The organism is Modestobacter sp. SYSU DS0904 (genome assembly GCF_054051115.1).
In genome coordinates this window covers 14,783-28,083 of the sequence record NZ_JBJHAQ010000016.1, presented here as the reverse complement: position 1 = coordinate 28,083, position 13,301 = coordinate 14,783, and the positions used below count along the sequence as shown (strand labels likewise).

Below are 13,301 nucleotides of genomic sequence, written 5' to 3'. Positions count from 1 at the left end.
TCAGGCCGTGCCGTCGGCGTCAGTCGCCGGAGGTCAGCCGGGACAACGAGCTCAGCGGGATCATCAACCAGTGCGGCCGGTTCCGCGCCTCGTAGACGCACTCGTAGACCGCCTTGTCGGCCTCGAATGCGCGCAGCAACGCCGATTCGGTGGACAACTGCCCACCGCCGGCGGCCGAGTAGCCAGCGCAGAAGGCGGCGCGGTTCCGCTCGGCCCACTCCTGGGCGCGGTAGGCCCGCTGCGGGTCGTCGGGCTGCTCGACCAGCATGTGCCGGGCCGCGTAGTCGAAGCTGCGCAGCATCCCCGCGACGTCGCGCAGCGGGGTGTCCAGCTCGCGCCGGGCGGCCAGCGGCCGGGCCGGCTCACCCTCGAAGTCCAGCACGATCCAGCCGCTGGTCGTGCGCAGCACCTGGCCCAGGTGGAGGTCGCCGTGCACGCGCTGGCGGGTGACCGGCTCCTCGGTGTCGGCCACCGCGGCGTACAGCGCCCGCAGCTCGTCGGCGTGCTCGGCCAGGTCGGGGACGACGGTCAGCGCCGACTCCAGCCGCTGGGTCATCTGCTCGGCCAGCGTGCGGTACCAGTCCCGGTCGGCCGGCTCGGTCGGCAGCACCCGGGCGAGGTCGGCGTGCACCGAGGCGGTCGCCTCGCCCAGCCGCTCGCTCTCCCCGGCGAAGTCCCCGCCCACCTCGTCGGCGTGCAGGTCACCCTCGGCGTACAGGTCGCGGACGCTGGAGGTGGCCAGCCGCCAGCCGTCGCTGGCGTTGGGGACGAAGGTCTGCAGCATCGCGACGGTCGCCGGCTCGTCGCCGGGGGCGCCGTCGATCTCGATGTGCCCCAGCAGCCCGGCGATGTGCGGGTTCTCCGCGCGGCGCAGCGCGTCGTGGATCTCCACGTCCGGGTTCAGCCCCGGCTCCAGCCGGCGGAACAGCTTGAGGATCGCGGACTCGCCGTAGACCAGCGAGGTGTTGCTCTGCTCGGTGGAGATGATGTCGCCGGGCAGTCCCTCGGGGATGTGGGCGACCCCCGCCGGGTGGAAGTGCATGGGGCCGACGGTGGAGGCGGCCACCAGGTGGGTCAGCCACGGCACGGTGGCGTCCCGGTCGCGCATCGCGTCGTAGGCGTAGTTCTCCGTGCCGTTGGCGCCGGTCACCGCGCCGATGAAGGCGCCGGACAGCTCCTCGGCCGGCGCCTCGCGCCAGGACAGCGGGACCAGGTAGGTGTCGGTCGCCCCGTCGGTGTAGGTCACCTGCACCCGGTGGACGGAGAGGACCGGGTCGGACTGGTCGAGGAAGAACCCCTCGTCGCTGACCTCGGCCCACTCACGGCCCTTGCCGCCGAACCAGCGCTGTCCCGGCATCCAGCCGGCCAGCAGATCGGTCACTGCAGTCATCAGGCCTCTCCCTCAGGGTCGGTGGTCGTCGAGGCCTCGTCGCCGAGACCCCCGCTGCCCGCCGGGGCGCCCTCGGAGACCAGGCCGGAGTCGAGCAGGGACCGCGCGACGTTGCTGCTCGTCGTGCTCTCCCAGTCCTCCTCCTCCTCGGCCGCCGTCGCCACGGGCTTCTGCAGCTCGAACCAGTAGAAGCCGTGACCGCCGAGCGTCAGCATGTACGGCAGCACCCCGATCTGGGGGAACTGCACCCGCCCGGTCAACTCGACCGGGGTGTATCCCTCGAAGCGCCGCAGGTCCAGCTCCACCGGCTGCGGGAACCGGGACAGGTTGTTCACGCACAGCACCACGTCGTCGCCGAACTCGCGGACGAAGGAGAGCACCGTGGGGTTGCGCGAGCCGATCTCGCTGTAGCTGCCGACGCCGAACGTCGGGTGCTGCTTGCGGACGGCGATCATCGTGCGGGTCCAGTGCAGCAGCGAGTTCGAGTTCCGCAGCTGGGCCTCGACGTTGGTCACCTGGAACCCGTAGACCGGGTCGGCGACCAGCGGGAGGTGCATGCGCTGCGGGTCGGCGGTGGAGAAGCCGCCGTTGCGGTCCGGCGTCCACTGCATCGGGGTGCGGACGCCGTCGCGGTCACCGAGCCAGATGTTGTCGCCCATGCCGATCTCGTCGCCGTAGTACATGACCGGCGACCCCGGCAGCGACAGCAGCAGGGCGGTGAACAGCTCGAGGGTGTCCTGGTCGTTGTCCAGCAGCGGGGCCAGCCGGCGGCGGATGCCGATGTTGGCCTTCATGCGGGGGTCCTTGGCGTACTCGCCCCACATGTAGTCGCGCTCCTCGTCGGTGACCATCTCCAGGGTCAGCTCGTCGTGGTTGCGCAGGAAGATGCCCCACTGGCAGTTCTCCGGGATGTCCGGCGTCTGCGCCATGATCTCCGAGATCGGGAAGCGCTGCTCCCGGCGCACGCCCATGAACAGGCGCGGCATGACCGGGAAGTGGAAGGCCATCTGGCACTCGTCGCCGTCCTCGCCGAAGTACTCGACGACGTCGGCCGGCCACTGGTTGGCCTCGCAGAGCATGACCCGGTCGGGGTACTCGGCGTCGACGACCTTGCGCACCTTCTTGAGGAAGGCGTGGGTCTTCGGGAGGTTCTCGCAGTTGGTCCCCTCCTCCTCGAACAGGTAGGGGACGGCGTCCAGGCGGAACCCGTCGATGCCCAGGTCCAGCCAGAACCGGAGCGCGTCGAGGATCGCCTCCTGGACGGCGGGGTTCTCGAAGTTCAGGTCGGGCTGGTGGCTGAAGAACCGGTGCCAGAAGTACTGCTTGCGCACCGGGTCGAAGGTCCAGTTGGAGGACTCGGTGTCGACGAAGATGATCCGGGCGTCGGCGTAGCCGGTGTCGTCGTCGGCCCACACGTAGAAGTCGCCGTAGGGCCCGTCGGGGTCGCTGCGGCTGGCCTGGAACCAGGGGTGCTGGTCCGAGGTGTGGTTCATGACGAAGTCGATGATCATGCGCATGCCGCGCGAGTGGGCGGCCTCGACCAGGTCCTTGAAGTCGTCGATGTCACCGAACTCCGGCAGCACCGCGGTGTAGTCGCTGACGTCGTACCCGCCGTCGCGCAGCGGGGAGGCGAAGAACGGCGGCAGCCAGAGGCAGTCGACGCCGAGCCACTGCAGGTAGTCGAGCTTGCCGATCATGCCGCGCAGGTCACCGACGCCGTCGGCGTTGCTGTCGGCGAAGCCGCGGACCAGGACCTCGTAGAAGACGGCGCGCTTGTACCACTCGGGGTCGCTCCCCGGCGTGGGGAGCGTCGACTGCTCGCCCGCGCCGGAGGTCGACTGGGTGGGGACGGGGAGGGTCATGAAGGGGAGTCCTAGAGGTTCAGCGTGCGTGACGGATTGCGGCCTGCCTGCAGGGGCCCGCCGCGAGCGCGCGAGCGGAGGGGGGCAGGCAGTCCTTGTTCACTGCGGGTCGACGGGTGCGGCCAGGCTGCGGTGCACGGTGAACACGTGGGCCGGCTCCCGGTAGGGGTCCAGCTCGACGTAGTTGTGCTGGCCCCAGTCGTAGTGCGCGCCGGTGATCTCGTCGGTGACGGAGAACCGGTCGGACCAGTCCAGCCCCAGGGCCGGCATGTCCAGGGACGTGGTGCCGATCTGGGCGTAGCTGCTGTTCAAGGAGACCACCACGAGCACCGCGTCGTCCGAGCCGGGGTCGGTCTTGGAGAAGCAGAGCAGGTTCTCGTTGTCGATGTGGTGGAACCGCAGCGTGCGCAGCTGCTGCAGCGCCGGGTGCGCCCGGCGCACCTCGTTGAGCCGGCGCAGGTAGGGCGACAGGCTCCGGCCGCTGGCCTCGGCGCCGGCCCAGTCGCGCGGGCGCAGCTGGAACTTCTCGGTGTCCAGGTACTCCTCGCTGCCCGGGCGCAGGCCGACGTGCTCGAAGAGCTCGTAGCCGGAGTAGACGCCCCAGGTCGGGCTCATCATCGACGCCAGCACGGCACGGATCTTGAACATCGGCGGACCGCCGACCTGCAGGGTCTCGTGCAGGATGTCCGGGGTGTTGACGAAGAAGTTCGGCCGCATGTAGTGCGAGTTGGCGGCCAGCTCGCGGCCGTACTCCTCCAGCTCCCACTTCTCGGTGCGCCAGGTGAAGTAGGTGTAGCTCTGGGTGAAGCCGATCCGGGCGAGCTGGTGCATCATCGCCGGCCGGGTGAACGCCTCGGCGAGGAAGAGCACGTCCGGGTCGGTCTTCTTGACCTCCCAGATGAGCCAGTGCCAGAAGTTCAGCGGCTTGGTGTGCGGGTTGTCGACCCGGAACACCCGCACCCCGGCGTCCATCCAGTGGCGCACGACCCGCAGCACCTCGGCGTAGATGCCCTCGGGGTCGTTGTCGAAGTTGATCGGGTAGATGTCCTGGTACTTCTTCGGCGGGTTCTCCGCGTAGGCGATCGTGCCGTCGGGCTTGGTGGTGAACCACTCCGGGTGCTCGCGCACCCACGGGTGGTCCGGCGCGGCCTGCAGCGCGAGGTCGAGGGCGACCTCCATGCCCAGCTCGCGGGTGCGGCCGACGAACGCCCGGAAGTCGTCGAGGGTGCCCAGCTGCGGGTGCACCGCGTCGTGCCCGCCCTCGTCGCTGCCGATCGCCCACGGTGAGCCGACGTCCTCGGGGGTGGCGACCAGGGTGTTGTTCTTGCCCTTGCGGTTGACCTTGCCGATCGGGTGGATCGGCGGCAGGTAGACGACGTCGAAGCCCATCTCGGCGATCGCCGGCAGCCGCTCGGCGGCCTGGGCGAACGTGCCGTGCGTGGCCTGGTCGCCGACGACCGGGCCCTCCGAGCGCGGGAAGAACTCGTACCAGGAGCCGTAGAGCGCCCGCTGGCGGTCGACCCACAGCTCGTACTCCTGGGTCGCGGTGACCAGCCGGCGCACCGGGTGCTCGTAGAGGACCCGCTGCAGCGCCGGTGCGAACGCCGGGGCGATCCGGGCGGTGAGCTCCCGGTTCTCGTCGCGCAGCGCCCCGACGGCGTCGTGCAGCGCCGGGCGGTGCTCCTCGGGGGCGGTGGCGGCCACCTCCTCGAGCAGCCGGGCGCCGGACTCCAGGTCGTTGGCGAGCTCGTCGGCGCCCTGGCCGGCCTCGACCTTGACCTCGACGTCGTGGTGCCAGGTGCTCAGCGGGTCGTCCCAGGCCTCGACCCGGTAGGTCCACAGGCCCTCGCCGTCGGGGACGACGGTGGCGGTCCAGCGGTCGGGCTCGGGCCCGAACTTCCGCATCCGGGTGGCGGACGGTGTCCCCGCGCTGCCTGCCGGGGGCGTGAGCACCACGGTGGCGGCCACGGCGTCGTGGCCCTCGCGGAAGACGGTGGCGGTGATCGGCAGGTGCTCACCGACCACGGCACGGGTCGAGAACGACCCGCACGACACGACGGGGGCGACATCGGTGATGCCGAGGCGGAGGTCTGCGCGGCCAGTCATCGCGGCAACGCTATCCACATCCGCGCTGGTGGGCACCTCGACGGTGATCTCGCTCAGCCGGGAGGGGTAGTCCGGCGCTGGAGGGCGGTGCGGACAGTGCGGACAAATGTGGTTAGCCTCACCTCACCCAGCACTGCCTGTCCTCAGCAATGGAGTCCCGTGATGATCCGCCCCGCCCTCGCCCCGTCCCGCCGACCGCGGGGCGCCCGGACCGCCCTGGGTGCCGCGGCCGCCCTGGTCCTGACCATCACCGCCTGCGGCGCGCCCAGCTCGGACGCCGATGAGGGCGAGGCGGTCGCCGACACGACCTGCCAGGCCGGCGCGGTCGAGTACGGCGAGGTCGACCCCGAGGTCGAGACGCCGGTCGACGAGGAGGCGCTGGTCGTCTACTCCGGCCGCAACGAGGAGCTCGTCGGGCCGCTGCTGGAGACCTACAGCGAGGAGTCCGGGGTCGAGCTGTCGGTCCGCTACGGCTCCACCTCGTCGATCACCGCGCAGCTGCTGGCCGAGGGGGACCAGAGCCCGGCCGACGTTGTCCTGCTCCAGGACGCCGGTGCCCTGGGCGCGCTGGGTGACGCGGACTGTCTCGCCGACCTGCCGGAGGAGCTGACCGGGCAGCCCATCGCCGACTACGCCGACGAGGACGATCGGTGGGTGCCGCTGACCGGGCGGGCTCGCGTCCTCGTCTACAACCCCGAGCTGATCGCCGAGGCCGACCTGCCGGAGGACACCGCCGACCTGGTCGACCCGCGTTACGCCGGGCAGCTCGGCATCGCACCGGGCAACGCCTCCTTCCAGGCCTTCATCACCACCCTGCGGGTGCTGGAGGGCGAGGAGGCCGCCGAGGAGTTCGTGCAGGGGCTGGTCGACAACGACGTGCAGACCTTCGAGAAGAACGGTGCGATCCTCGACGCGGTTGACTCCGGGCAGCTGCCGATGGGGCTGATCAACCACTACTACTGGTTCGAGCAGGCGGCCGAGGTCGGCGCGGAGAACATGACCGCGGAGCTGGCCTACCTCCAGGACGGCGCCTCCGGTTCCCTGGTCAACGTCAGTGGCTCCGGCGTGGTCAGCTCCAGCGACCGCCAGGAGGACGCGGTCGGCCTGGTCGACTTCCTGTTGTCGGAGCAGGCACAGCAGTACTTCGCCGGGGAGACCTTCGAGTACCCGATGATCGAGTCGGTGCCGGCCGAATCGGAGCTGCCGGCGCTGGCCGAGCTGCAGGCGCCGGACATCGACCTCGACGACATGGCCTCGCTGTCGGCCACCCTCGACCTGCTCAACCGGGTGGGTCTGACCTGAGCACGCTGCGGCTGGCGCCCGCGCCGGCCGACCCCGCCGTCGACCACCCCGGCCCGTGGGCCGGGGTGGTCGACGGTGCGCGGTCACCGGTCGCCCGGGGTCGGCGGCGACGCCCGCCCCGGGCGCTCCTGCTGGCCGCGCTGCTGGCCAGTGCGGTGGCCCTGCTGCCCCTCGGGTACCTGGCCGTCGTGGCCGCCGGCTCCAACGCCGCGGAGATGGCCGGGGTGCTCAGCCGGCCCCGCACGCTCCAGCTGCTCGGGACGACGGTGGCGCTCGCGGCCGTGGTCAGCGTGGCGAGTTTGGTGCTCGGCGTCGGGTCCGCCTGGCTCGTCGAACGATGCGCGTTCCCCGGCCGGCGGGTGTTCGCTGTCCTCGCGGCGCTCCCGCTGGCTGTGCCGTCCTACGTCGCCGCCTACACCTGGCTGTCCGCCGTCCCGGCGGTGAGCAGTTTCGCGGGTGCAGCTCTCGTGCTGACCTTGTGTTGCTACCCCTACGTCTATCTCCCGGTCGCGGCGACCCTCGCCGGCATGGACCCGGCGTGGGAGGAAGTGGCCCGGTCCGCCGGCTGCGGCCCCGGGGCAGCGTTCCGGCGGATCACCCTCCCGCAGCTGCGGCCGGCGATGACCGCCGGTGCGCTGCTGGTGGCCACCTACGTGTTCGCCGACTTCGGCTCGGTGTCCATCCTGCGCGTGGACACGCTGACCCGGTCGATCGCCGTCGCACTGGACAACAGCTTCAGCCGCTTGGTGCCGGTCACCCTGTCGTTGCTGCTGGTCGCGGTCACCGCGCTGGTGGTGGTCGGTGAACTCCGCAGCCGCGGGCGGGCCCGGCACGCGCGGATCGGCGCCGGCGCCGCCCGCCGGCCGGCCCGCAGGCCCCTGGCCGGGCCGGCGCGGGCAGTGGCGCCCGCGGTGCTGGGCGTGGTCGCCGGGGCCTCGCTCGGCGTTCCGCTGGCCAGCCTCGCCTGGTGGTTGGCGATCGGCCGGTCGGGCGGCTGGGACCTGCCGCGGCTGGCGTCGGCGGCCACGGCCTCGGTCGGGTACGCGGCGGGTGGCGCCCTGCTGACCCTGGTCCTCGCCCTGCCGATCGGGCTGCTCGCGGCCCGGCACCCCGGCCGGCCGGCGCGGGCCGTGGAGGGGCTGAGCTGGCTCTCGCACGCGGTCCCGGCGATCGTCGTGGCCCTCGCTCTGGTGGTGCTCGCCGTCCGGCACGTCCCGGCCGTCTACCTCACCCCGCCGCTGCTGGTGCTCGCCTACGCACTGCTCTTCCTTCCGCTTGCGGTCGGGGCGGTGCGGGCCTCGGCCGCCCAGTGCCCGCCCGCGCTGGAGGAGACCGCCCGTTCCCTCGGGCGCACCCCCGGACAGGTCCTGCGCGCTGTCACGGTGCCGCTGGCCGCCCCCGGGATCGCCGCCGGTGGGCTGCTGGTCTTCCTCACCGGGATGAAGGAGCTGACCGCCACGCTGGTGCTGCACCCCACCGGATCGGAGACACTCGCCATGCGGCTCTGGACGACCACGGGCGTGGGGCAGTACGCCGCCGCCGCCCCGTACGCCGCGCTCATCGTGCTGCTGGCCGCCGTCCCCGGCTGGCTTGTCGCCCGGGCAGGAGCGGCCGGCCGTGGGTGAGCCGACGCCACCCGGGCTGGTGCTCACCGGCCTGGCGCACGCCTACGACGGCCCGCCCGTGCTGCGTGACACGGACCTGACGGTTCCGGTCGGCACATTCGCGGCGGTGCTCGGACCCTCGGGGTGCGGCAAGACGACGCTGCTGCGGCTGGTCGCCGGTTTCGAGCGGCCGGCGTCCGGATCGATCGCCGTCGGTGGCCGGCAGGTCGCCGGCCGGGGTGTCCATGTGCCGCCCGAGAAGCGGAGCGTCGGCGTCGTTCCTCAGGAGGGCGCGCTCTTCCCGCACCTGTCCGTGCAGGACAACGTCGGCTTCGGTCTGGCCCGCGCGCAGCGGCGCGGTGACCGGGTGCGGGAGGTGCTCGCCCTGGTCGGGCTGGCGGACCTCGCCACCCGGATGCCGCACGAACTGTCCGGTGGACAGCAGCAGCGGGTCGCGGTGGCCCGCGCGCTGGCACCGCGGCCGGCCCTGGTGCTGCTCGACGAGCCCTTCAGCGCCCTGGATGCGGCGTTGCGCGCGGAGCTCCGCGCCGACGTCAGGTCGGCGGTGCGCGCCGACGGGGCCACCGCGGTGCTCGTCACCCACGACCAGCAGGAGGCGCTGTCGACCGCCGACCTCGTCGCCGTCCTCCGGAACGGCCGGGTGGTGCAGGCGGCGGCGCCGGCGGTCCTCTACCGCGCGCCGGTCGACCTCGGGGTCGGGTGCTTCGTGGGTGAGTCGGTCGTGCTGCCCGGGACGGCGCTGGACGCCGGCGTGCGGACGGCGTTGGGCGTACTCCCCGTCAGCGGTTCGCCGCCCGCACCGGGTGCGGACGTCTCGGTGTTGCTGCGCCCCGAGCAGCTCTCCCTGGAGAGCGATCCCGGCGTCGGTGTCCCGGCCGGCGGCGTCCCCGGACGGGTGGTCGCCTCGGAGTTCCAGGGCGCCGACACCGTGGTCACCGTCGAGCTGTCCGGGGTGACGGAGGGGACCGTCCGGGACGGCTCGGGCGGCACCCGCGAGACCGTCACCGTGCGGGAACGCTCGGCCGACCGGCTGCCGGGAGACCGGGTGCGGGTCGGCGTGACAGGGACGGGGCGAGCGTTTCCCGCGCTGCGCCGAACCGGCGGGCCGCTGTGAGCGGGCACACGATCGACCCGGTGTGTGGGGCCTGAGGCGGTTAGGGTCGTCGGGTGCGAGCCCTCCGTCGACTCACCGTCCGAGCCTCGCTGCCCGAGGCACTCCGCCCCCTGTCCCAGCTGGTGACGAACCTGCGCTGGTCCTGGCACCCGGAGACCCGCGACCTGTTCGAGGCGCTGGACCCCGAGCTCTGGGCGAGCTGCGGCGGTGACCCGGTGCGGGTCCTCGGCGAGGTCTCCGCCGACCGGCTGGCCACCCTGGCCGCCGACCCGGCCTTCCTGCAGCGGCTGCAGACCGTCGCCGACGACCTCCGGGAGTACCTCGACGCCCCGCACTGGTACCAGTCGCTGGGGGAGCAGGCGCCGACGACGATCGCCTACTTCTCCGCGGAGTTCGGCATCACCGAGGTCCTGCCGCAGTACTCCGGTGGGCTGGGCATCCTGGCCGGTGACCACCTCAAGGCCGCCTCCGACCTCGGCGTCCCGCTGATCGGGGTCGGGCTGCTCTACCGGTCCGGGTACTTCTCCCAGGGCCTGTCGGCCGACGGCTGGCAGCTGGAGCACTACCCGGCGCTCGACCCGCACGGCCTGCCGCTGAAGCTCCTGCGGGACGCCGACCGCAACGCCGTGGTCGTCGCCGTGCCGCTGCCCGAGGGCCGCACGCTCTACGCCCACGTCTACCGCGCGCAGGTCGGCCGGGTGTCGCTGCTGCTGCTCGACAGCGACATCGAGGAGAACAGCCCGGCCGAGCGCGGGGTCACCGACCGGCTCTACGGCGGCGGTGAGGACCACCGGCTGCGGCAGGAGATGCTGCTCGGCATCGGCGGGGTCCGGGCGCTGCGCGCCTTCTGCTCGCTGACCGGCACCGCGCAGCCGGAGGTCTTCCACGCCAACGAGGGGCACGCCGGCTTCCAGGGCGTCGAGCGGATCCGGGAGCTCACCGAGTCCCACGGCCTGTCCTTCGCCGAGGCGCTGCAGGCGGTGCGCGGTGGCACGGTCTTCACCACCCACACCCCGGTGCCCGCGGGTATCGACCGCTTCCCCAAGGCCCTCATCGAGCGCTACTTCGCCGGGTTCGGCGTCCCGGTCGACCAGCTGCTGCCGCTGGGTGCGGAGGAGGACCCGAGCAAGTTCAACATGGCCCACATGGGGCTGCGGCTGGGGCAGCGGGCCAACGGGGTGAGCCAGCTGCACGGCCACGTCAGCCGGGACATGTTCGGCCCGCTGTGGCCGGGCTTCGACCCCGAGGACGTCCCGATCGGGTCGATCACCAACGGCGTGCACGCCCCGACCTGGACCGCACGCGAGCTGCTCGAGCTGGGCACCCAGACCACCAGCCAGGGCGACCCGCTCGAGGTCGACGACGAGGTGCACTTCGACGGCGTCGACCGGGTCCCCGCCGCGGAGCTGTGGCGCACCCGCCGGCTGCTGCGTGCCCGGCTGGTCGAGGAGGTGCGCCGCCGGGTGCGGGCCACCGCGCGGTCCCGCGGGGCGGCGGAGGCCGAGCTCGACTGGACCGAGACCGCGTTCGACCCCGACGTGCTGACCATCGGCTTCGCCCGCCGGGTGCCCTCGTACAAGCGGCTGACCCTGATGCTGCGCGACCCCGCCCGGCTCAAGGCGCTGCTGATGGACGACGAGCGGCCGGTCCAGCTGGTCATCGCCGGCAAGAGCCACCCGGCGGACGACGGCGGCAAGCAGCTGATCCAGCAGATGGTGAAGTTCGCCGACGACCCGGACATCCGGCACCGGATCGCCTTCCTGCCCAACTACGACATCGGGATGGCCCGCTACCTGTACTGGGGCTGCGACGTCTGGCTGAACAACCCGCTGCGGCCGCTGGAGGCCTGCGGCACGTCGGGGATGAAGTCCGCGCTCAACGGCGGGCTCAACCTGTCCATCCGCGACGGGTGGTGGGACGAGTGGTTCGACGGCCAGAACGGCTGGTCGATCCCGACCGCCGACGGCGTCGAGGACCCGGAGCGGCGGGACGACGTCGAGGCGCAGGCCATCTACGACCTCCTGGACCGGCAGGTCATCCCGCGCTTCTACGAGGTCGACGGGGAGGGCGTCCCCAGCCGCTGGGTGGAGATGGTCCGCGACACCCTGCGGGAGACCGGCCCGAAGGTGCTGGCCACCCGGATGGTGCGGGACTACGTGCAGCAGCTCTACGTGCCGGCCGCCGGCGCCGCCCGGGCGATGGCCGCGGGCGGCTACGAGCCGGCCCGTGCGGAGGCGGCCTGGCGGGCGCAGCTGCTGGAGCACTGGCCGGGGGTGCGCGTGGCCCACGTGGAGGCCACCGGCGTGGGCGAGACCCCGGAGATCGGCGGGGGCATCGACCTGCGGGCCGAGGTGGAGCTGCCCGGGCTCACCCCCACCGACGTCCTGGTCGAGGCGGCCTACGGTCGGGTCGACGATGCCGACGGGCTGCACCAGGTCACCACGCTCCAGCTGCGGCACGACGGCGCCGACGGGTCGCGGCACTGGTTCACCGGCACCGTGCCGCTGGAGCGCACCGGCGCCTTCGGCTACACGGTCCGGGTGCTGCCGCACTCGGAGCTGCTGGCCACCCCGGCGGAGCTGGGGGTCGTGGTCAACGCCTGAGGGCGACCCTGCTGCCCCCGCGCCGCGCACGCTCGGCGCGGGCCCCCCAGCACAGCCGGGAGTTACGCTGAGTCCGTCGGCAGCTGCGAAGCGTGGCGGTCGCGGTGGTGCGGATGTGACCGTTGGTACGTGCCGTGCACAACGGGTCCAGATCGCGGCGCGGCACGCGGTGGGGGGCGGTCGGATGTGCCCGGTCGTCGTTACGCTGACCTGCATGCCCGACCGCTGTGAGGTGCTCCCCGGAGACTCTGTCGTCGCCCGCCGCGGCGGCGGCCTGCTGTGGGTCGACGCCCCCGGCTCACCGGCCCTGGTCGCCGCGCTGCACGCCTGTCTCGGCGTCAGCGGTCCCGGCGCCGACCGTGTGCTCGCCGCCGTCGCCGGGCAGGTGAACCGGCTCTCCGACGGCCCCGTCTCCTTCGCCCTGGTCCTCGCCGACACCGCGGAGGGCGCCGGCTCCGGCGTCGCGCTGTGGTCGGGCAAGGGTCAGCCGGCCGTCGACGGGGTCCCGGTCTCCGGGGCGGCCGCCGACGGCTGCACCCTGGCCGCGGGCTTCGCCCTGGGCCAGACGCTCTACGTCGGCCCCGGGCAGCCGGCCGCGGCCATGCCGCCGGGGGTCGCCCTCGACCTGGTCGAGGGCACCGTCCCCGGCTCCGGCGCGCTGCTGCAGCTGGCCGCCACCGTGCCGCCCGCCGTCGCCGTCCCGCGGTCCACCGGCCTGCCCAGCGCGGAGTCGTTCACCGCCGGCACCGACGCGGGCTTCAGCAGCGGCGCCGGCCGGGTTGCCTCCGGGTCGGTCGCCCAGGTGGGTGAGTCGACCGCGTTCTGGCGTCCGGACGCGCCGGCGGCCCCGGTGCTCCGCTTCGACGACGGCATGGTCGTCACCGTCGACGAGGACCTGGTGCTCGGTCGCCGTCCCGACGGGCACGACCTGGTCACCAGCGGCTCAGCGCGCCCCGTGCCGATCGCCGACACGCAGAACGTGCTCTCCTCCGCGCACGCCGCCATCCAGCGTGCCGGCCGCGAGGTGTCGCTGATCGACCTGGGCTCGCTCAACGGCACCCACGTCGCCGGCCCCGAGGCCACCGAGTGGACCCAGCTCGAGCCGGGTGTGCCGCACGTGCTCGCCGACGGCGACCGCCTGCTGCTGGGCTGGACCGTCATCACCTTCGAGCAGGCCGCGGAGTAACCCAGCCGCACGCCCCCACGGCCCCGTCCTCCTGTTGGGGGACGGGGCCGTGTCACGTCCCGGAGCAGGTCACCGCTGGGGATCGTGAGGAGTGGGGCCGGAGGGTCCCGCGA

At 73.0% G+C, this 13,301-nt stretch carries 8 protein-coding genes; 5 read left to right on the top strand and 3 right to left on the bottom strand.

The window, feature by feature from the left end:
• Positions 1 to 19: 19 nt before the first annotated feature.
• The 3 genes from ACI79U_RS12140 to ACI79U_RS12130 all read right to left on the bottom strand — a co-directional run bounded on the left by ACI79U_RS12140 (position 20) and on the right by ACI79U_RS12130 (position 5,358).
• Positions 20 to 1,390 carry a maltokinase N-terminal cap-like domain-containing protein gene (locus tag ACI79U_RS12140; RefSeq protein WP_457066962.1) on the bottom strand — a complete coding sequence of 457 codons (1,371 nt, stop codon included), beginning with the start codon at positions 1,388 to 1,390 and terminating at the stop codon, positions 20 to 22.
• Positions 1,390 to 3,252 carry a maltose alpha-D-glucosyltransferase gene (treS, locus tag ACI79U_RS12135; protein WP_457066959.1) on the bottom strand — a complete coding sequence of 621 codons (1,863 nt, stop codon included), beginning with the start codon at positions 3,250 to 3,252 and terminating at the stop codon, positions 1,390 to 1,392. Before treS ends, ACI79U_RS12140 begins: the two co-directional genes overlap by 1 nt.
• Before the next feature lie 99 nt (positions 3,253 to 3,351).
• On the bottom strand, positions 3,352 to 5,358 hold the full coding sequence (locus tag ACI79U_RS12130; RefSeq protein ID WP_457066956.1) for an alpha-1,4-glucan--maltose-1-phosphate maltosyltransferase: 2,007 nt from the start codon (positions 5,356 to 5,358) through the stop codon (positions 3,352 to 3,354).
• A gap of 162 nt (positions 5,359 to 5,520) precedes the next feature.
• On the opposite strand from ACI79U_RS12130, the gene ACI79U_RS12125 reads away from it, so the two are divergent.
• The 5 genes from ACI79U_RS12125 to ACI79U_RS12105 all read left to right on the top strand — a co-directional run bounded on the left by ACI79U_RS12125 (position 5,521) and on the right by ACI79U_RS12105 (position 13,188).
• Positions 5,521 to 6,660, top strand: coding sequence for an extracellular solute-binding protein (locus ACI79U_RS12125; RefSeq protein ID WP_457066953.1), 1,140 nt, complete (start codon positions 5,521 to 5,523; stop codon positions 6,658 to 6,660).
• Between the two features lie 65 nt (positions 6,661 to 6,725).
• Positions 6,726 to 8,285, top strand: a complete 1,560-nt coding sequence (locus ACI79U_RS12120) for an ABC transporter permease (RefSeq protein ID WP_457066950.1) — start codon at positions 6,726 to 6,728, stop codon at positions 8,283 to 8,285.
• Complete coding sequence (locus ACI79U_RS12115; protein ID WP_457066947.1) at positions 8,278 to 9,399, top strand: ABC transporter ATP-binding protein; 1,122 nt, start codon at positions 8,278 to 8,280, stop codon at positions 9,397 to 9,399. The genes ACI79U_RS12120 and ACI79U_RS12115 overlap by 8 nt, the downstream gene beginning before the upstream one ends.
• 53 nt (positions 9,400 to 9,452) lie before the next feature.
• The gene (gene glgP / locus ACI79U_RS12110; RefSeq protein ID WP_457066944.1) at positions 9,453 to 12,002 is read left to right on the top strand and encodes an alpha-glucan family phosphorylase; all 2,550 of its coding nucleotides are present in this window, start codon (positions 9,453 to 9,455) and stop codon (positions 12,000 to 12,002) included.
• 214 nt (positions 12,003 to 12,216) lie between these two features.
• A complete protein-coding gene (locus ACI79U_RS12105; protein ID WP_457066941.1) occupies positions 12,217 to 13,188 on the top strand; it encodes an FHA domain-containing protein in 972 nt (323 codons plus the stop codon).
• Positions 13,189 to 13,301: the final 113 nt, after the last annotated feature.

Coding starts and splice junctions, on each gene's coding strand:
- ACI79U_RS12125 (WP_457066953.1), top strand. CDS start 5,521: ATGATCCGCCCCGCCCTCGCCCCGTCCCGCCGACCGCGGGGCGCCCGG.
- ACI79U_RS12130 (WP_457066956.1), bottom strand. CDS start 5,358: ATGACTGGCCGCGCAGACCTCCGCCTCGGCATCACCGATGTCGCCCCC.
- ACI79U_RS12140 (WP_457066962.1), bottom strand. CDS start 1,390: ATGACTGCAGTGACCGATCTGCTGGCCGGCTGGATGCCGGGACAGCGC.
- treS (WP_457066959.1), bottom strand. CDS start 3,252: ATGACCCTCCCCGTCCCCACCCAGTCGACCTCCGGCGCGGGCGAGCAG.
- ACI79U_RS12105 (WP_457066941.1), top strand. CDS start 12,217: ATGCCCGACCGCTGTGAGGTGCTCCCCGGAGACTCTGTCGTCGCCCGC.